The sequence below is a fragment of the Xanthomonas sp. NCPPB 3218 genome, assembly GCF_056725185.1.
The window spans coordinates 1,859,894-1,878,042 of sequence record NZ_CM161516.1; the positions used below are offsets into that span (position 1 = coordinate 1,859,894).

Genomic DNA, 18,149 nt, shown 5'->3' on the forward strand with positions numbered 1-18,149 from the left:
CCAATCCCCAATGCCCAATCCCCGCTCAAACAGGCCCCGGCCAGGCATTGGCGATCGTGCAGAACAGTCGCGCGGTCTGCTCGGTGTCGTAGACCGCGCTATGCGCGTCGGCGGCATTCCATTCCAGGCCTGCGGCCTGTGCCGCGCGCGCCAGCACGGTCTGCCCGTACGCCACGCCGGCCAGGGTCACGGTGTCGAACACGCTGAACGGATGGAACGGGTTGCGTTTGTGGCCCACGCGCGCAACTGCGGCGTTGAGGAAGTTCAGGTCGAAATGCGCGTTATGGCCGACCAGGATCGCGCGCTGGCAGCCGTATTTCTTCACTGCCGCACGCACCGGCGCGAACACATGGTCCAGCGCGTCCTTTTCCTGCTTGGCGAAGCGGAACGGGTGGTCGAGCACGATGCCGGTGATCTCCAGCGACTTAGGGTCGATCTCCAGTCCTGGCGCGGGCACCAGATGGGCACTGGCGGTGTCGCCGGGGAAGAACCGCCCGTCGGCATCCATTTCGATCGGCACGCAGGCAATTTCCAGCAGGGCGTGCTTGTTCCAGTCGAAACCTCCCGTTTCCACATCCACCACCACGGGCAGATAGCCGCGGAAGCGCCGCGACATGGGCAGGAAGGAGGGGGCAGGCTGCAGGTCGACCGGTTCGTTCATCGGCATAGCCTAGCAGGTCGTACGGCCGGCCCGACCGTGGCAGCTGGCGGCCTGCCCGCGTGTACTGAGCGGCGATCCGGCAAACAAAAGCCCGACCCGTGTTGCCACGGATCGGGCCCGGAAGCCGTGCTACACCGCTGGCGTCAGCGGGCGGCGACCACGCTTGCGATCAGCCCGGTGGCCACCGCAATCAGTACGTAGTTGTTGTCCACGCGGCGCCACTCGTGTCCGCGCTGCGGCGTGTTCAAGTGATGCTTCCGGTAGTCGCTCACCCGCGTGCCGCGATGGTCCGGTGCCAGGCGCTCGCCACGCCGATACGGCGGGCCGCGACGATCGTTGCGGTGGTCGTCGTTGTGCGCGCTGGGGCGGTGGTCACGCTTGTCATCGTGTCTGTCGTCGCGATGATCGTCGCGGCGGTCCGGACCATGCGCGTCGTGGTGCTGGGCGCTGCGGTCGCGGTCGTCATGCTGTTGCGGCGTGGCGAACGCTGCGCCGGACGTGAGCAGCGATACAACCATGAGGGATCCGATGATGCGTTTCATCTGCCTACTCCTGCGTCACAGGAACAGCCTGTGCAAGTTCACCGTAGGCATTTGGAGCTGAATACGTAATGAAATAAGGCGTTGCGACCTGTGCCGGCAGATGCCGCCGGCACTTGTTGCGATCAGATGACGCCGGTGGTGCTGGTGTCGTCGCGCTTCAGGCGCGGCGGCAGCGGCTGTTCGCCGTGGACCAGGAACCACACGTTCTCGGCGATGTTGGTGGCGTGGTCGCCGATGCGCTCCAGGTTCTTGGCCATGAACAGCAGGTGCGTGCAGGGCGTGATGTTGCGCGGGTCTTCCATCATGTAGGTCAGCAGTTCGCGGAACAGCGCGGTGTATTGCGCATCCAGGCGTGCATCTTCGTCGCGTACGCGGATGGCCGCATCGGCATCCTTGTTGCGGTATGCCTGCACTGCTTCGCGCACGGCATCGGCGGCCATCTGGCCGAGCGCACGCAGGCCGACCGTCTGCGGCAGCGGCGGTGCGGAATTGAGCGCGATCGAGCGCTTGGCGACATTGGCCGCGTAATCGCCGATGCGTTCGATATCGGCCGGAATGCGCAGGCCGGCCAGGATCTCGCGCAGGTCGCGCGCCATCGGCCCACGCAACGCCAGCCGCATCACGTCGTGGCTGATCGCATGCTCCAGCGCATCGATCGCCTCGTCGTTGACCACGATGCGATGCGCGGCGTTGTCGTCGCGACGCTCCACCACATCCAGTGCGGCTTCCAGCTGCGCCACCGCCGTGTCGCCCATGCGCACGATCTCGGCGACAAGACGGTGCTGCTCCTCGTCGTAGCTTTTGACGATATGGTCGTTGAGGTGCTGGTTCATCGTGATCTCGATTCGTGGCGGTGGTGGATGTCCGCCGTACCCCTGGCGACATCGCGGGTGAAGCAAATGTCGTGCCGGGCAGTGCGGCGGAGCTGCGTCAATGCGGCGTTGCGATGGCCCGCCTTACATCAACCGAAACGGCCGGTGATGTAGTCCTCGGTCTGCTGCTTGGACGGCTGGGAGAAAATCGTTTCGGTGCGGTCATGCTCGATCAGGTCGCCCAGGTACATGAAGGCGGTGTAGTCGGAGACACGCGCCGCCTGCTGCATGTTGTGGGTCACGATCACGATGGTGTATTCGCGCTTGAGCTCTTCCACCAGTTGCTCGATACGGCTGGTGGAAATCGGATCCAGCGCCGAGGTCGGTTCGTCCAGCAGCAGCACGTCCGGGTGGAGCGCCACCGCGCGTGCGATGCACAGCCGCTGCTGCTGGCCGCCGGACAGGCCCAGCGCGCTTTGCCCCAGCTTGTCCTTGACCTCGTCCCACAGCGCGCCCTGGCGCAGCGCCTGCTCGACCCGGTTCTGCATGTCGGCCTTGGACAGTTTTTCGTGGTGGCGGATGCCGTAGGCGACGTTTTCGAAGATCGTCATCGGGAACGGCACCGGCTTCTGGAACACCATGCCGACCTTGCTGCGCAGCCGGTTCATCGGGTATTTCGGCGACAGGATGTTTTCGTTGTCCAGCAGCACTTCGCCGCGCGCTTCCATCTTCGGATACAGCGCATAGATGCGGTTGAAGATGCGCAGCAGGGTCGACTTGCCGCAACCCGACGGCCCGATCAGTGCAGTGACGCGCTTTTCCGGAATCTCGATGTTGATGCCCTTGAGCGCGTGGTACTTGTCGTAATAGAAGTCCAGATTGCGTGCGGCCACTTTCACCGGCGCCTGCGCGGCCGGTGCTCCCTTGGCGGCCGGAACGGCGATGCGATGCATCGGCATGGCGTTTTGGAGATCGTTCATGTCGGGTGTCCGGAGGGAGAGGTCAGTCATTGGAAATCTTGTTGCGCAATAGCAGGGCGCGCGCGCCCAGGCTCACCAGCAGCACGAACACGGTCAGCACCAGCGCGCCGGACCAGGCCAGGGTCTGCCAGGTCTCGTACGGGCTGCCGGCGAACTGATTCATGATCACCGGCACGCTGGCCATCGGCTGGAACACGTTGCTGTTCCAGTACTGATTGCCGAAGGCGGTGAACAGCAACGGCGCGGTCTCGCCGCTGATGCGGGCCAGGGCCAGCAGGATGCCGGTGAGGATGCCGGCCGAGGCGGCGCGATACAGCACCTGCACGGTGACCTTCCACTGCGGGATGCCCAGCGACAACGCCGCTTCGCGCATCTGCGCCGGCACCAGGCGCAGCATTTCGTCGGTGGTGCGCACCACCACCGGCAGCACGATGAAGGCCAGCGACAGCGCGCCGGCAAACGCGGAGAAGCGCCCGCCGGTCTGCATCACGTACAGCGTGTAGACGAACAACCCCAGCACGATCGACGGTGCCGACAACAAGATGTCGTTGACGAAGCGCACCACCAACCCGGCCTTGCGTGCATTGCCGTATTCGGCCAGCCAGGTGCCGGCGGCAATGCCCAGTGGCGTGCCGATCGCCAGCGCCAGGCCGCACATCACCGCACTGCCGAAGAAGGCATTGAGCAGGCCGCCTTCCTGCATCGGCGGCGGTGTCATCTTGGTAAACAGGTTGACGTCGATGCCCGGCACGCCCTTGGACAACAAGGTCCACAGGATCCAGGCCAGGAAGAACAGGCCGAACACCGCGGTGACGCAGGACAGCAACAGTGCGATCGCGTTGGTCACGCGGCGGCGGTTGTACAGCGATTGCGAGACCGAGGACATCAGTTGCCCTCCCGACGCGACAGCTGCATCAGCATGAAGCGCGCAATCGCCAGCACGATGAAGGTCACGATGAACAAGACAAAGCCCAGTAGCAGCAATGCCGAGCGATAGGTTTCGGTGGCCTCGCCGAAGTCATTGGCGATCAGCGCGGCGATCGTGGTGCCGGGCTCCAGCAGCGACGGCGACAGCCGCACCGTGTTGCCGACCACGAACGCCACTGCCATGGTTTCGCCCAGCGCACGGCCCAGGCCCAGGAACACGCCACCGATCACCGCAGAGCGGGTGTAGGGCAGCACGATGTCCCAGCTGACTTCCCACTTGGTCGACCCCAGCGCGTACGCCGATTCCTTCAGGCGCGTCGGCACGGTCAGGAACACCTCGCGCATCACCGAGGAAATGAACGGAATCACCATGATCGCCAGCACGAAGCCTGCGGTCAGCAACCCGATTCCCAACGGCGGGCCCTGGAACAACGGGCCGATCAGCGGCAGCGTGCCCAGGTGATCGTTGAGCCAGGGCGTCACGTGCTCGGTCATCACCGGCACCAGCACGAACAGGCCCCACATGCCGTAGATGATCGACGGGATGCCGGCCAGCAGTTCGATGGCGGTGCCGACCGGGCCGCGCAACCAGCGCGGCGCCACCTCGGTGAGGAAGAACGCGATACCGAAACTCACCGGCACCGCAATCACCATCGCAATCAAGGCGGTGACCAGGGTGCCGTAGATCGGCGCAAGCGCGCCGTATTTATTTTCCACCGGATTCCAGTCGGCGGAATAGAAAAAGCTCAGGCCCTGCATCTGCAAGGCATGGCGCCCGCCCCACAGCATCGACAGCGCGGCGCTGCCGAGCGCCAACAGGACGAAGACGACCGTGGCGGCCAGCGCAAGCTTGAACAGGCGATCGGCACGTGCATCGCGCAGGTCGCGGCCGCGCGGGGCGGTCATCGCTTCGGGAATGGCGGTGGCATTCATTCGATTAGACTCGTCACCCGCGCACTGGCGGGAGCGTGAGACAGCAGGAACGGCAAGGCGCCCGCAGGCACCTCACCGCAGCGCAGCCCGCCATCACAGCGGGTGCAGGGCATCACTTGAACTCGCTGGCCCAGTAGGCCTGGATCTGCTTGACCAGTTCCGGCGGCAGCGGCACGTAATGCAGTTCGCTGGCCTGGGCCTGGCCGTTGTCCAGCGCCCACTTGAAGAAGTCCAGCGTCGCCTTGCTGCGCGCCGCATCCTTGGGCTGCTTGTGCATCAGCATGAAGTTGGTCGCGGTGATCGGCCAGGCCTTCTCGCCCGGTGCGTTGGTGATCACCAGGTTGAAATCCTTGGCGTTGGCCCAGTCGGCGCTGGCGGCAGCGGCGGCGAAGCTTTCTGCATTCGGCTCCACCCACTGGCCGGCCGCATTCTGCAGCGAGGCGTAGGGCATCTTGTTCTGCAGGGCGTAGGCCAGTTCGACATAACCGACCGAACCCTTGATCTGCTGCACGTACGAGGCCACGCCTTCATTGCCCTTGCCGCCGACGCCACCTGGCCACTGCACCGAGGTGCCTTCGCCGACCTTGCTCTTCCACTCCGGGCTGACCTTGGACAGGTAGTTGGAGAAGTTGAAGGTGGTGCCCGAACCATCGGAGCGATGCACCAGGTTGATCTTGGTCGCCGGCAGCGTCACGCCCGGATTGGCCGCGACGATCGCTGCGTCGTTCCACATCGTGACCTTGCCCAGGAAGATGTCGCCCAGCAGCGCGCCGGTCAGGCGCAGCTTGCCCGGCGCGATGCCTTCCAGGTTCACCACCGGCACCACGCCGCCGATCGCCGACGGGAACTGGCCCAGGCCGGCCTGCTGCAGTTCGGCGCTGTCCAGCGGCTTGTCGGTCGAACCGAAGTCCACCGTGCCGGCCTTGATCTGCGCAATACCGCCGCCGGAGCCGATCGACTGATAGTTCACCTTGTTGCCGGTGGCGGCGTTGTAGTCGGCCGACCACTTGGAGACCAGGGGATAGATGAAGGAGGCACCGGCGCCGGAGATCTCGGCGCTCTTGCTGTCGCTGGCGGTGGCACCCGCGCTGGGGGCACCCTTGGCGGTGTCGCCGGACTGCGCATCCTTGCCGGGCGAGCAGGCGGCCAGGGCGAGGGCGATGGTGAGGGACAGGGCGGTCAGGCTGGCCGACTGCAGTTTCATGGAAGCTCCGAGGCTGGGTTGGCCGGGGGACCCGGCAGACCACGCTATGAAATGATGTTTTTGTTACACGTGCATGACAGTGCCTTTTGGAGAAGGCATCACAAAAAAGACGCGACCCCGTGGGGCCGCGTCCCGGTGCCGACGCCGGGGAGAGAGACGGCGTCGTTCCTGTCGCTGTGGCTGGGGTTACTTGGGCAGGTTCTTGGCCCAATAGCCTTCGATCTGGGTCACCAGGCTGTCCGGCAGCGGCACGTAGTCCAGCTGCTTGGCCTGTGCATCGCCCTTGCTGTAGACCCAGCGGAAGAACTCCAGCGTGTTCTTGAGGCCGGCCGCGTTCTTGGGCTTCTTCTGCACCAGGATGAAGTTGGTGGCGGTGATCGGCCAGGCGTTGTCGCCGGAGGCGTTGGTCATCACCAGGTAGAAGTCCTTGCTGTTGCCCCAGTCGGCGCTGTTGGCGGCGGCGGCAAAGGTCTCGTCGGAAGGCTGCACGAACTTGCCGGCGGCGTTCTTCATCGCGGTGTAGGCCATCTTGTTCTGCAGCGCATACGACAGCTCGACGTAGCCGATGCCGCCCTTGATCTGCTTCACGTACGCGGCCACGCCTTCGTTGCCCTTGCCGCCGATGCCGGTCGGCCACTGCACCGCGGTGCCTTCGCCGACCTTGCCCTTCCAGTCCGGGTTGACCTTGGACAGGTAGTTGGTGAAGTTGAAGCTGGTGCCCGAACCGTCGGAGCGATGCACCACGGTGATCTTGCCGTCGGGCAGCTTGACGCCAGGGTTGAGCGCGGCGATCGCCGGGTCGTTCCAGGTGCTGACCTTGCCCAGGAAGATGTCGCCCAGGGTCTTGCCGTCCAGCTTCAGCGCGCCTGCCGCCACGCCGGGCACGTTGATCACCGGCACCACGCCGCCGATCACCGACGGGAATTGCGCCAGGCCGGCCGCGGCCAGTTCTTCCGGCTTGAGCGGCGCATCGGACGAGCCGAAATCCACGCTGGCTGCCTTGATCTGGGCGATGCCGCCGCCCGAACCGATCGATTGATAGTTGACCTGCTTCTTGGTGGCCGCGTTGTAGTCGGCCGACCACTTGGACATCACCGGGTAGATGAACGACGCACCGGCGCCGGTGACATCGGCGGCCTGGGCGCACAAGGTCAGCGAGGCGGTGAGCACGCCGACGGCCAGACGGGTCTTCAGAGAGTGGATCACGGAACAGCTCCTGTAGCGAAGGGATAAGGACGTCCCGCGGTCGTGCCATTGCAGGGCAGGGGCATGACCGCGCGGTGTCCGGGAGATGACATGCAGATGACGGCGTTGCGGCGGGGCGCGTTGCCGGGTGGGATCAGGCCGGTTGCCGCCGTGGCACGCTCACGGGAGCGCAGCACGGCGGCCGATCCAGCGCGCACTTACCAATAGAACTGCGCACGTGCCTCGATGATCGACGGGTTGTCGTCGACCAGGCCACGCGTGGCGCTGTTGTAACGGGTGCTTTCCACCTTCGCGTAGTCGAGTGCGAACTTGAAGTTGGAGCGCCAGTACCAGTTGGCACCGATCGTCCACACGTCCATCTTGCCGCCCAGCACGCCGTCCACGAACGGGGTGGTGCCGTTGGAGACCAGGTGGCCGTCGTTGAGGTCCAGGGTGTCGTAGCGCACCGCCAGCTGCCACATCCCCGAGGCCGGCGCGTTCGGCAGCGGGGTGGTCGGCACGCCGGCCTTGTAGCCCCAGGTCTCGCCGGTGATGTTCCAGACGCCGCTGACGTACCAGCCGTCACTCTTGTAATCGTTGGCGTTGTTGCCGATGCGCTTGGCGTTTTCCTGGAAGAACTCGCTCTGCAGCTTGAACGGGCCGGTGATCCACATCGCCTCGGCGCCGGCCACACCCACGCTGTCCACGTTGGTGATGGCGCCGCTGTCGATCAGGCGCACCGTGGTCAGGTCGGCGTCCGGGCGTGCGCGCAGGCGCAGGGTGTCGTCGTCGGTGTCATAACCCAGGTAGCTCAGACCGAAGTGCAGCACGTTGCCGCTCTCGTTGATCGGCGCCCAGGTGCCGCGCGCGCCGTAGCCGCTGCCGTGTGCCTGGTTGCGGGTCAGTTCGCGGCCGAACGCACTGGCGGTGATGCTCCAGTCGTTGTCGCCCATGCCGTAGGCCACGCCCAGCCGGCGCGAGATGCCGTAGGTGTTGGTCACTGCGGCCTTGGAGACGAAGTCGTTGTTCTTGGTGCTGGACAGCTCTTCCAGGCTGTTGGGCTGCTTGAACTGGCCGACCTGCAGGTAGTTGTTGGCGTTGCCGGCGAACTTGTACTTGATGTTGTTGTCGAGGAAACGCCCGGTGCTGCGGATGGTGGTGCCGCGGATGGTGACTTCCTTCAGCACGCTGGGGTCGTAACCGGCCACCCATTCGAAATTGCCCGGGCCCTTGCCCTTGAGCACCAGCTCGGCACGGCGGATGCTGAATTCGGAATTGTCGCCGTTGGCACCGATCGGGCCATTGAGGTCCTGCACATCGTTGTGGAACCAGTTGCCGTCGGCCTGGACCAGGCCTTCGAGCGACATCTCCGAGCCGCCAATCACGTCGATGGCGATTTCGGCGTGCGCGGCGGGTGCGGCCAGCGCCAGCAGCAGGGCGGAGCCAAGCAGGGTGGGAGAAAGTTTCATATGTGCCTTGCGACCTGAGAAAGTGAGCGCAGGCTATGGCGTGAAAGTTGCGTTAATGTGACAACTTCAGATCGCGTTGCAATCTGATTTTTGTCAACAAAGACAAAGATTTACGCGTGTTTGTTTTTTGTCAGTGTGTGTCATGAGTCTGAACAGACCGCGTCGTATGACAGATGTGACAGTGGCGCAGTTCACCGTTTCAGCGAGCTCAAGCTTATTGCGACCTGAACCAACTAAGTGGAACTGCGGCGTATCAAGCGCTTTGTGCGTCGCACCACTTGCACAGGCGCGTTCTAAATTGTTAGTTTCGAGGCCATGTTTCCTCGATTCCTCCAGTTGCTGTTGGTCTGCCTGCTCGCGCTTACTGCGTGGTCGGCGGCCGATGCGCACAGCCGCATCCACGATGCGCTTGTGGGCGATGGCGTGGCGGTAATGGCGGACGCTGGCGAAGAACGTGATGCAGCCGATGATCTGCAGGGCGACGGGGACGCACAGACCCAGGTCGATACCCATTCTGCAGACGATATCCCCTTGCTCTCCCAGGCATGGCCGGTGGTCGCACGTTATTTCCCCTCTTGGTACGCGCATTACGCGCCGGCAACTCAAAAACGCGACTTGATCCCGCAACTGCGTCCTCCCAACGCAGTGCGCGCCTGATCCTCCGTTAGTCGCGTCAACCGGTGCAGCGCACCGGATTCCTTTGACTTGTTCGTCTTTGCACTTCGCGGTTCGCGCCGCGGAGAGCCATCCGTTGCCTAGAGGTATCTCCCATGGAAAGTTTGCTAGAAGGTTTTCGTCATTTCCGTAAGGAAGTGTATCCGCGCCAGAGTGCGCGCTTTCAGGAACTGGCCGGTGGCCAGAGTCCGCATACGTTGTTCATCACCTGCGCCGATTCGCGTGTCATGCCGGAGCTGATCTTCTCCGCACAGCCGGGCGAACTGTTCGTCTATCGCAACATCGGCAATGTGGTACCGCCTTACTCCCAGCACGTCAGCGGCGTGGTTGCGGCGATCGAATACGCCATCGCCGTATTGGGCGTGCGGCACATCGTGATCTGCGGTCATACCGACTGCGGCGCAATGAAGGCGGTGCTCAAGCCGGAATCGCTGGAAGACGTGCCGTCCGTGGCGGCCTGGCTCAAGCACACCGATGCAGCGCGTCACGTCACTGCCCATCACGGACACGATCCGCACAGCCAGGAAGCGCTGAGCTGCATGACCGAAGAGAACGTGGTCTCGCAGCTGGACCATCTGCGTACGCAGCCGGTGGTCGCCGCGCGTCTGGCGGCCGGCACCTTGCGCATCCATGGCTGGATCTATGACATCGCCCATGGCGAGATCCGCGCCTTCGATGCCGAGAAGGGTGGCTTCCGTCCGTTGTTGGCGGACAACACCCCCGAAGCCACCCCACGTCCGCGACTGCAGCAAGTCGTGCGCGCTGAACTCGCCTGACGGAGCACATCATGAACACATCAGGTATCGGCGGATATTTCCGCCAGGGACTGTTCGGACGTGATTTGTTGTCGTCTGTCGTGGTCTTCCTCGTCGCGCTCCCGTTGTGTATGGGCATTGCGATCGCTTCCGGCATGCCGCCGGCCGCAGGTCTGATCACCGGCATCATCGGTGGGCTGGTCGTCGGCTTCCTGGCGGGCTCTCCTCTGCAGGTGAGCGGACCGGCCGCCGGCCTGGCTGTGTTGGTGTTCGAGCTGGTTCGCGAGCATGGCGTTGCCGCCCTGGGTCCGGTGATCCTGCTGGCCGGTGCGATTCAGTTGATTGCCGGCCTGTGCCGCGCAGGCGTGTGGTTCCGGATGACGTCGCCGGCCGTGGTGGCCGGCATGTTGTCGGGCATCGGCATCCTGATCGTGGCCTCGCAGGCGCATGTGCTGATGGACGCCGCTCCCAAGGCGCGCGGCCTGGAGAACTTCGCTGCATTGCCGGCCGTAGTGTGGCAGGCGATCACCGAGGGGACCGGCCGTACCGCGTTGTTCGTGGGTCTGGCCACCATCGGCATCATCCTGGCATGGGACAAGCTGCGCCCGCAGCGTCTGCGCTTTTTGCCGGGTGCGTTGATCGCGGTGGTGGTGGTCACGGCGACGGTGCAGTTGCAGGGCCTGAACGTCAACAAGGTCGACGTGCCGACCAATCTGTTCTCGGCGATCAGCATCCCCAGCGTCGCGGACATCTTCGGCGTGTTCAATGCGACCTTGCTGGTGTCGGCGGTGACCTTTGCCTTCATCGCCAGCGCAGAGACCTTGCTGTCGGCGGCGGCGGTGGATCGCATGCATCAGGGCGCGCGTACGCAGTACGACCGTGAGCTGGCGGCGCAGGGCGTGGGCAATATGCTGTGCGGCTTCCTGGGCGCATTGCCGATGACCGGCGTGATCGTGCGTAGCGCGGCCAATGTGCAGGCCGGTGCGGCCACGCGCATGTCCACGGTGCTGCATGGCGGCTGGTTGCTGGTGTTCGCAATGCTGCTGCCGTGGCTGTTGCGGATGACGCCGGTGGCGTGTCTGGCCGGCATCCTGGTCTACACGGGCGTGAAGATGATCAAGATCGGGCAGGTCAAGGAGCTGGCGACCTATGGCCGTGGCACCGCGGCGATCTACCTGGCGACCACCTTCGCGATCGTGGCGACCGACCTGCTGACCGGCGTGCTGATCGGCTTCGGCCTGTCGTTGTTCCGTCTGGCCCTGCATTCTTCGCGCCTGAAGGTGGACGTGCGTGAGCACGAGCACAAGAAGGACGAGATGCATCTGACCCTGCAGGGTTCGGCGACGTTCCTGAAGGTGCCGGCGATGGCGCGTACGCTGGAAAGCGTGCCGCCGAACACCGCATTGCATCTGGACGTGGCCAAGCTGCATCACGTCGACCACGCCTGCATCGAGTTGCTGCGCGACTGGAGCCGGAACGCGGCCTCGCGCGGCTGCGAGCTGGTGGTGGACTGGAACGAGCTGGATCGACGCGTGGAAGGCCAGCCGACGGTGGAAAGCGCGCTGGTCGAACAGCGCGTGGAGCAAGCCAAGGCGGCGTAGACCTGCTGCAGACGCCCGGCGCTCGCGCCGGGTGACATCTATCGTGACCGGGTGATGCATGGCGCCGCAAGACGCATCATCCCGGTCGCGATTTTTTTTTGGGCGGGGATTGGGGAGTCGGGATTTGGGATTCGTAAAAGCACACGCATGCTTTGCCGGCGTGATTGCTTGGCGTTGGTTTTGCGGGTTGGTTGCCGTGACGGCTGGTTAGCCTTTTGCTGTTGTCGGCCTTTCGGCGGGTGCGGGGGTCTTGTCGCGGTAGCGGCACAGGTCGTGGATCACGCAGCCTGGGCAATCGGGTTTGCGTGCCTTGCAGACGTAGCGGCCATGCAGGATGAGCCAGTGGTGTGCGTCGTGCAGGAACTCGGCAGGAATGACCTTGACTAGCTTGTCCTCGACCACGCGCACGTCCTTGCCCGGTGCAAGACCGGTGCGGTTGGCGACGCGGAAGATATGCGTATCCACCGCCATGGTGGGCTCGCCGAACGCGGTGTTGAGCACGACGTTGGCGGTCTTGCGGCCGACGCCGGGTAAGGCCTCCAATGCAGCGCGATCGTGCGGCACCTCGCCGCCGTATTGCTCCAGCAGAATCCTGCAGGTGGCAATGACGTTCTTGGCCTTGGCGTTGAACAGGCCAATCGTGGCGATGTAGCGCTTCAGCCCTTCTTCGCCCAGATCGAGAATGTCGCGCGGGGTATTGGCCACCGGGTACAGCTTGCGGGTGGCCTTGTTGACGCCGACATCGGTGGCTTGTGCCGACAGCAGCACCGCGATCAGCAACTCGAACGGCGTGGTGTATTCCAGTTCGGTGGTCGGGTGCGGATTGAGCTCGCGCAGGCGCGCGAACATCTCCTGTATTTCGGGCTTGCGCATGTTGCTGCCGCGCCGTGCCGGCGCGGTGACGTGGATCGCGTTCATGGCTGTGCTCCACCAGCGGCCTTGGCCTTGGCGCGCGCCAGGATGGCCGCAGCCAGCGGCGGTAGTGCGGCGGCCGCCGGTTGGCTGGGCGCCGCTGCCGGCGTCCGGCGTGCATCGCGTTCGGCAGCGCGACGTTGCAGGCGCGCGGCGCGTGCACGGTAGCGGTCGCGTGCTGCCCAGGCGTCGCGTAGCCGTTGTTGTGCGGCCAGCAGCACCGCGCTCAGTTGCGGGCAGGCCGGATCCAGCAGGTCGTCGCGTGGATCGGGCCGGTACTCCATCAGGCCCAGTGCCAACGCACGATCGAGATCGTCGGCGTGGACGCAGTCGAACAGCTGCAGGGCCAGTGGACGTGGTGCCGATGTGGGGTCGAACGTCATGGCAGGCCGATCAGCGGTTGAGAAAGTGTGCGGGGCGTTTTTCGAGAAAGGCGCCGGTGCCTTCGCGCATGTCGTCGCTGGCGAACAACAGTGCAAATTGCGCGGTTTCCAGCTGCAGGCCTTCTTCGATGGCGCATTCGCCACCGAACACCACCGCATCCAGGATGCCGCGCAGCGCGAGCGGTGCGGCGGCGGCCAGGCGTTGTGCCAGGGCGAGGGTTTCGTCCTGCAATGCCTCCGGCTCGACTACGCGATTGACCAGACCCAACTGGAACGCGCGCGCAGCATCGATCGGCAGGCCGAGCAGGCACAGTTCCAGCGCTGCCGCTCGCCCGGTCAGACGCAACAGCCGTTGCGTGCCGCCGAAGCCGGGGATCAGGCCAAGATTGATTTCCGGCTGCCCAAGACGCGCGCTGGATGCGGCGATGCGCAGATGGCAGGCCATCGCCAGCTCCAGCCCGCCGCCGAGTGCAAAGCCATTGACCATGGCGATCACCGGCTTGGGCATGCGCTCGATCCGGCGCATCAGCTGCTGGCCGAGCAGCGAGAACTCGCGGCCCTGCATCGCCGACAGATCGCGCATTTCGGCGATGTCCGCGCCGGCGACAAACGCCTTGGGGCCGGCACCGGTCAATACCACCACGCGGATGTCGTCCGCGCTCGCCGCCTCGGCGAAGGCGTGATCCAGCGCCTGCAGCGTTTCCTGGTTCAAGGCGTTCAGTTTGTCCGGTCGATTGACCGTGATCGTCCGTACACTGGCGTGGTCGGCGATCAGAATGACGTGATTGGACATGGAAATCCTTACGAACGTAAAAAATTAGTAAATGCGGAACTTCCGAAAGCCTTGCTGGTCATAGCTTTCGTGATAAGTAGCGGTTCGCTATCGCGGCCGCTATCCTAGCGCGTCATCTCAGGCGGCAGACCCGTCCTGTGCCACCACCCTGGAGAATTGTTTGATGAAGTTGCGTTCTATCGCGGTCGCTGTGGCGGCCCTGGCCCTGACGGGCAATGCACTGGCCCAGGACACGACGTCCGAGAAGGGCAAGTTGAGCTACTACTTCGGCTATGACTACGGCAACAACCTTGCCGAGCTCACCGGCCGCGGCGAGCAGCTCGACATCAACTCGGTGGTAAAGGGTCTGCAGGACGCCTATGCCAAGAAGCAGCCGGCGATCACCGCCGACCAGCTGAAGCCGGCTGTCGAAGCGTTCCAGAAGCGTGAGCAAGGCCGTGCCCAGCAGGCCAAGGCCGAATACGACAAGGCCGCTGCTGCCAACAAGACCAAGAGCGACCAGTTCCTGGCCAAGAACAAGGGCACCGCTGGCGTGCAGACGCTGCCGAGCGGCGTGCAGTACCGCGTGATCGAAGCCGGCAAGGGCGCCAAGCCGACCCAGGCCAGCACCGTGCAGCTGGAAGTGGCCGGTCCGTTCCCGTTCGGCGACCGCGAGAAGGCCCGTCCTGCGCAGCAGATCCCGGCCATCAAGGTCAGCGAAGTCGAAATGCAGGCCATGCGCGACACGCTGCTGCAGATGCCGGCCGGCTCGAAGTGGGAAGTGACCCTGCCGCCTGAGAAGGCCTACGGTGCCGACCCGCGTACTCCGTTCCCGCCGAACGTGGCCGTGCAGTTCGAGATCAAGCTGGTCAGCGTCAAGTAATTGCGTTTGCTGTTGCTGTGACAACGCCGGCCACCAGGCCGGCGTTGTCGTTTGAGTCCACCGGATGCGCGACAGGATGGACGGACGGCGTGAGGATGCGGTGCGGCGGGAGCCAGCGATGAGCGACACGGATTCGAACCGCAGTGGCCTGCCCAGCCCGTGTATCGGTGTATGTTCGCTGGACGCGCAGGCGCACTGTGTCGGCTGCCTGCGCAGCCTGGATGAAATTGCACGCTGGATGAGCATGAGCGACGGCGAACGTCAGGAGTATCTGCACACGGTTCTGCCCGCGCGCGCGTTGGCCGCGCGGCTGCCCGAATGCGCGCAGCTGCAGCGTGCGCTGTATGCGCTGGACACCGCGCCCGACGGGCCGGGCTGGAATCATGCCGAATTGATCGACCTGACCGAAGGCGGCGCGTCTGCCGAGGCCGCGGTGCTGTGCGGTCTGGTGCCGCGCGCGCAGGGCACCATGGTGCTGCTGACCCGGCGCACCGACAGCCTGCGTCACCATGCCGGACAGGTCAGTTTTCCCGGTGGCCGGGTCGAGCCGTCGGATGCGGATGCGGCCGCTGCGGCCTTGCGCGAGAGCTGCGAGGAAATCGCGCTCGGCGCCGGCCAGGTGCATGCGCTGGGATATCTGGATCCGTTTCTGACCGTGAGCGGGTTTCGCGTCATCCCGGTGGTGGCGGTGATCGACCCGGCGTTCGTGGCGGTGCCGCAGCCGGATGAAGTGGCCGAGGTGTTCGAGGTGCCGTTGGCCTATCTAATGGACCCGAACAATCTGCGCAGCGTGGAGCTGGAGTTTCGCGGCAGGCCACGCCGCGTGCTGGAATACGACTGGCCGGGCCACCGCATCTGGGGCGCCACCGCGGCCATTCTCCTCAATCTTCGTCGTCGTCTGGAGCAGGTTGCATGAGTGCGGAACTCCACTGGACCACGCTGGTCGACAGCGCCACGCTGGCCGCGGCGTTGCCGCATCCGCAGTTGCGACTGCTGGACGCGCGCGCTGCGCCACCGACTGCGCCGGACCCGGATGCAGCGCGCAAGGCCTATGCACAGGGGCATCTGCCAGGCGCGCACTACGCCGATCTCGACGAGGATCTGGCCGATCTGTCGCAGCCTGCGCAAGGGCGGCATCCGCTGCCGACCAGCGCGGCATTCGCCAGGCGGCTGGGCGAGTGGGGGATCGACCCGGACAGCCAGGTGGTGATCTACGACGCCGCTGACGGCAGCATGGCCGCGGCGCGGGCATGGTGGATGCTGCGGTTGCTGGGGCATCGCCGCGTGGCGGTGCTCGATGGCGGGCTGGCCGCCTGGCGCGCGGCGGGGTTGCCGGAAAGCACCGAGCCGCCGGCACTGCACGATGGCGCGGCGTACCCGGGCAGCTTCGATGGCGATGCCGTGGTCGAGGCCGGGCAGATCCTGGCGCGGCTGGATCAGGCGCCGGGCTGGTTGCTGGATGCACGCGCCGCCGAGCGGTTTCGCGGCGAGGTGGAGCCGGTCGATCCGGTGGCCGGGCATGTGCCCGGTGCGGTGAGTCGTCCGCTGGGTGTGAGCCTGCGCGATGGTCGTTTCAAGCCGGCCGAGGAACTGCGCAGCGAGTTGTCTGCGCTGCTGGGCGCGTATCGCCCCGAGCAGGCAGTGGTGATGTGCGGCTCGGGCGTGACCGCCTGCCATCTGCTGCTGGCGCTGGAAGTGGCCGGCTTGTCGGGCGCGCGCGTTTACGCCGGCTCCTGGAGCGGTTGGTTGCAGGATGCGACACGCCCGGTCGCGACCGGCCCCTGATTGCAGGCACAATGGCGGCAGGAACGGTGACCTGTGGGGACGCAGGTTCGCTGCGCGGAGCGCAGTTTCTCGCAGTGCTGGGTGACTCATGCGGTTGCAGTTGCAGGTCGGCGCGCTGTGCGTCGCGATGCTGTCGATGGCGGCCTGTTCGGCGGGATCGACCGCCGACGCCAACGGTGCGCGCATCGCCGGTCGTGGACAGAGCGACCGCCATGCGGTGTATCAGGTCGAACTCGAACGTGCACGCGCCGAGCGCTTGCAGCGCTTGCGCGCGCCCGACGGTTGGCTGAGCTACACCGGCTCCGGGCGTGTGCGCGCAGGCCGTTACCAGGTGGGCAGCGATCCGCGCAGCGACCTGGTATTGCCGGCCGGTCCTGCGCAGCTGGGGCAGCTGACGCTGGATGGCGACGGCCGCGTGCACTTCGACGCCGCCGCACATGTACCGGTGTACTTGAACGGGGAGCGCGTCGATCGCGTACGCCTGGAGCCGGAGCGCGCAGGGCAGCGGGGCGATCGCCTCGATGTGGAAGGGCGGCAGTTCTATCTGGTGCAGACCGGCAGCTTGTTCGGCTGGCGTTTCCGCGACCCGGCAGCGCCGCTGCTGAGCCATTTCGCCGGGCTGGAATATTTTCCGACCGATCCGCACTGGCGCATCCAGGCGCGCTGGCAGGCGTATCCCACCCCGCGCACGACCACGCTGCTGACGTCGATCGGCACGCCGCTTACCGTCGAGATACCGGGCGAGGCGGTGTTCTCGCGCAATGGCCAGGAGTACCGCTTGCAGCCGATCGTCAGCGACGACGGGGAGGGCCTGTTCTTCCTGTTCGCCGATCGCACCAGCGGCAAGGAAAGTTATGGCGGCGCGCGTTATCTCTACACCGCGCCGCCACACGATGGCCGGCTCGTGCTCGACTTCAATCTGGCCGAAAATCCGCCCTGCGCGTTGACGCCGCATGTGGTCTGCCCGATCGCATCGCCGGAAAATCGCCTGGATCTTGCGGTGAATGCGGGCGAGAAGACCTACCGCGCAGCCGAGCGTTGAGCGCTGTACCAGCGAAGGCAGAATGCTGTTTCGATGGGGGCACCGCTGCTAGCGCGGTGCATGCGACCAGCTGACCGCCGCTTCGATCTGCGGCCACGGAAACAGCGGGCCGGGATCGAGCTTGCGCTGGATCTTGCGCGACGGGTCGTCGCTGGCCGCTTCCTGGGTGGTGTCCAGTGCCTGGTGGCCGGCCATGCGGCGTATCGACGGCAACTGTTGTTGCAGCCATTGCAGCAGCGTGATCAGTGCGTTGATCTGCACCTGCGGGTACGGTTCGCTCATGCACTGATGGCGCGAGTCCAGCCAGTGCGGATAACGGCCGCTGTTGACCAGTTCGATGCCCAGCGTATGCGGGTTGTGACCGCGCACGTGATGGGCGACGCGCTCCAGCGCAACGTACTGCTGGATGCTGCCGTTGCGGTCGATGTAGTAATGCCCGCTGTTGCCGGTGCCGCTGTCGTAGAGCACGCGTTCGCCGTATTCGCGCGCCATCGCCATGTCGGGCAATTCGGTGCAATGGATGACCACCATGTCGATCTGCGTGAGCGCGCGTCGCGCCAGCCGCGATTCGTAGGACAACGGCGCATAGGTGATCGGTGGCGACGGCAGGACGGCATCGGACATGGGG

21 protein-coding genes are annotated in these 18,149 nt (G+C 65.2%); 7 read left to right on the top strand and 14 right to left on the bottom strand.

Annotation, left to right across the window (positions count from 1 at the left end; genetic code table 11):
• Window positions 1-25: 25 nt before the first annotated feature.
• The 10 genes from rnt to AC1PLS_RS08285 form a co-directional block, all read right to left on the bottom strand.
• On the bottom strand, window positions 26-667 hold the full coding sequence (rnt, locus tag AC1PLS_RS08240) for a ribonuclease T (RefSeq protein WP_102584351.1): 642 nt from the start codon (window positions 665-667) through the stop codon (window positions 26-28).
• A 137-nt stretch (window positions 668-804) separates the two neighbouring features.
• Window positions 805-1,203, bottom strand: a complete 399-nt coding sequence (locus tag AC1PLS_RS08245) for an RcnB family protein (RefSeq protein WP_481104381.1) — start codon at window positions 1,201-1,203, stop codon at window positions 805-807.
• Between the two features lie 122 nt (window positions 1,204-1,325).
• A complete protein-coding gene (gene phoU, locus AC1PLS_RS08250) occupies window positions 1,326-2,036 on the bottom strand; it encodes a phosphate signaling complex protein PhoU (RefSeq protein ID WP_005994733.1) in 711 nt (236 codons plus the stop codon).
• 128 nt (window positions 2,037-2,164) lie between these two features.
• Entirely contained in the window at window positions 2,165-2,995 is an 831-nt protein-coding gene (pstB, locus tag AC1PLS_RS08255) for a phosphate ABC transporter ATP-binding protein PstB (protein WP_481104382.1), read from the bottom strand.
• A 22-nt stretch (window positions 2,996-3,017) separates the two neighbouring features.
• Window positions 3,018-3,881: a phosphate ABC transporter permease PstA gene (gene pstA, locus AC1PLS_RS08260; RefSeq protein WP_039511726.1), complete on the bottom strand. Its 864-nt coding sequence runs from the start codon at window positions 3,879-3,881 to the stop codon at window positions 3,018-3,020.
• Window positions 3,881-4,855: a phosphate ABC transporter permease subunit PstC gene (gene pstC / locus AC1PLS_RS08265; RefSeq protein ID WP_006450306.1), complete on the bottom strand. Its 975-nt coding sequence runs from the start codon at window positions 4,853-4,855 to the stop codon at window positions 3,881-3,883. Before pstC ends, pstA begins: the two co-directional genes overlap by 1 nt.
• 112 nt (window positions 4,856-4,967) lie before the next feature.
• Entirely contained in the window at window positions 4,968-6,059 is a 1,092-nt protein-coding gene (gene pstS, locus AC1PLS_RS08270) for a phosphate ABC transporter substrate-binding protein PstS (protein WP_184434138.1), read from the bottom strand.
• Between the two features lie 186 nt (window positions 6,060-6,245).
• A complete protein-coding gene (pstS, locus tag AC1PLS_RS08275) occupies window positions 6,246-7,265 on the bottom strand; it encodes a phosphate ABC transporter substrate-binding protein PstS (RefSeq protein WP_184434141.1) in 1,020 nt (339 codons plus the stop codon).
• 197 nt (window positions 7,266-7,462) lie between these two features.
• Window positions 7,463-8,713, bottom strand: a complete 1,251-nt coding sequence (locus AC1PLS_RS08280; protein ID WP_016902476.1) for an OprO/OprP family phosphate-selective porin — start codon at window positions 8,711-8,713, stop codon at window positions 7,463-7,465.
• A 93-nt stretch (window positions 8,714-8,806) separates the two neighbouring features.
• Window positions 8,807-9,226, bottom strand: a complete 420-nt coding sequence (locus tag AC1PLS_RS08285) for a hypothetical protein (protein ID WP_311736856.1) — start codon at window positions 9,224-9,226, stop codon at window positions 8,807-8,809.
• Between AC1PLS_RS08285 and AC1PLS_RS08290 the strand changes: the two genes are divergently transcribed.
• The 3 genes from AC1PLS_RS08290 (at window position 9,125) to AC1PLS_RS08300 (ending at window position 11,744) form a co-directional block, all read left to right on the top strand.
• The gene (locus AC1PLS_RS08290; RefSeq protein WP_226427117.1) at window positions 9,125-9,370 is read left to right on the top strand and encodes a hypothetical protein; all 246 of its coding nucleotides are present in this window, start codon (window positions 9,125-9,127) and stop codon (window positions 9,368-9,370) included. The two genes, AC1PLS_RS08285 and AC1PLS_RS08290, sit on opposite strands and share 102 nt — an antisense overlap.
• A gap of 113 nt (window positions 9,371-9,483) precedes the next feature.
• Window positions 9,484-10,164 (top strand): carbonic anhydrase, encoded by a 681-nt coding sequence (locus AC1PLS_RS08295; RefSeq protein WP_016902474.1) that lies wholly within the window; start codon window positions 9,484-9,486, stop codon window positions 10,162-10,164.
• A gap of 11 nt (window positions 10,165-10,175) precedes the next feature.
• The gene (locus AC1PLS_RS08300; RefSeq protein ID WP_046342271.1) at window positions 10,176-11,744 is read left to right on the top strand and encodes a SulP family inorganic anion transporter; all 1,569 of its coding nucleotides are present in this window, start codon (window positions 10,176-10,178) and stop codon (window positions 11,742-11,744) included.
• 207 nt (window positions 11,745-11,951) lie between these two features.
• Here the strand turns inward: AC1PLS_RS08300 and nth are convergent, their stop codons facing one another.
• Genes nth through AC1PLS_RS08315 form a run of 3 tightly spaced genes read right to left on the bottom strand, consistent with a single transcriptional unit; the run spans window position 11,952 to window position 13,832 of the window.
• Window positions 11,952-12,662: an endonuclease III gene (gene nth, locus AC1PLS_RS08305; RefSeq protein WP_102252200.1), complete on the bottom strand. Its 711-nt coding sequence runs from the start codon at window positions 12,660-12,662 to the stop codon at window positions 11,952-11,954.
• Window positions 12,659-13,039 (bottom strand): hypothetical protein, encoded by a 381-nt coding sequence (locus AC1PLS_RS08310; protein ID WP_024940433.1) that lies wholly within the window; start codon window positions 13,037-13,039, stop codon window positions 12,659-12,661. The genes nth and AC1PLS_RS08310 overlap by 4 nt, the downstream gene beginning before the upstream one ends.
• 10 nt (window positions 13,040-13,049) lie before the next feature.
• The gene (locus AC1PLS_RS08315) at window positions 13,050-13,832 is read right to left on the bottom strand and encodes an enoyl-CoA hydratase-related protein (RefSeq protein WP_102256278.1); all 783 of its coding nucleotides are present in this window, start codon (window positions 13,830-13,832) and stop codon (window positions 13,050-13,052) included.
• Between the two features lie 163 nt (window positions 13,833-13,995).
• Between AC1PLS_RS08315 and AC1PLS_RS08320 the strand changes: the two genes are divergently transcribed.
• The 4 genes from AC1PLS_RS08320 (at window position 13,996) to AC1PLS_RS08335 (ending at window position 17,521) form a co-directional block, all read left to right on the top strand.
• Entirely contained in the window at window positions 13,996-14,694 is a 699-nt protein-coding gene (locus tag AC1PLS_RS08320; protein WP_016902469.1) for an FKBP-type peptidyl-prolyl cis-trans isomerase N-terminal domain-containing protein, read from the top strand.
• 118 nt (window positions 14,695-14,812) lie between these two features.
• On the top strand, window positions 14,813-15,610 hold the full coding sequence (locus AC1PLS_RS08325; RefSeq protein ID WP_184434143.1) for a CoA pyrophosphatase: 798 nt from the start codon (window positions 14,813-14,815) through the stop codon (window positions 15,608-15,610).
• Window positions 15,607-16,479, top strand: a complete 873-nt coding sequence (locus AC1PLS_RS08330) for a sulfurtransferase (RefSeq protein WP_184434145.1) — start codon at window positions 15,607-15,609, stop codon at window positions 16,477-16,479. Before AC1PLS_RS08325 ends, AC1PLS_RS08330 begins: the two co-directional genes overlap by 4 nt.
• Before the next feature lie 88 nt (window positions 16,480-16,567).
• Window positions 16,568-17,521, top strand: a complete 954-nt coding sequence (locus AC1PLS_RS08335; protein WP_184434147.1) for a DUF1684 domain-containing protein — start codon at window positions 16,568-16,570, stop codon at window positions 17,519-17,521.
• Between the two features lie 48 nt (window positions 17,522-17,569).
• Here AC1PLS_RS08335 and AC1PLS_RS08340 read toward each other — a convergent pair whose 3' ends face one another.
• Window positions 17,570-18,145: an N-acetylmuramoyl-L-alanine amidase gene (locus AC1PLS_RS08340; RefSeq protein WP_102580964.1), complete on the bottom strand. Its 576-nt coding sequence runs from the start codon at window positions 18,143-18,145 to the stop codon at window positions 17,570-17,572.
• Between the last annotated feature and the right edge of the window lie 4 nt (window positions 18,146-18,149).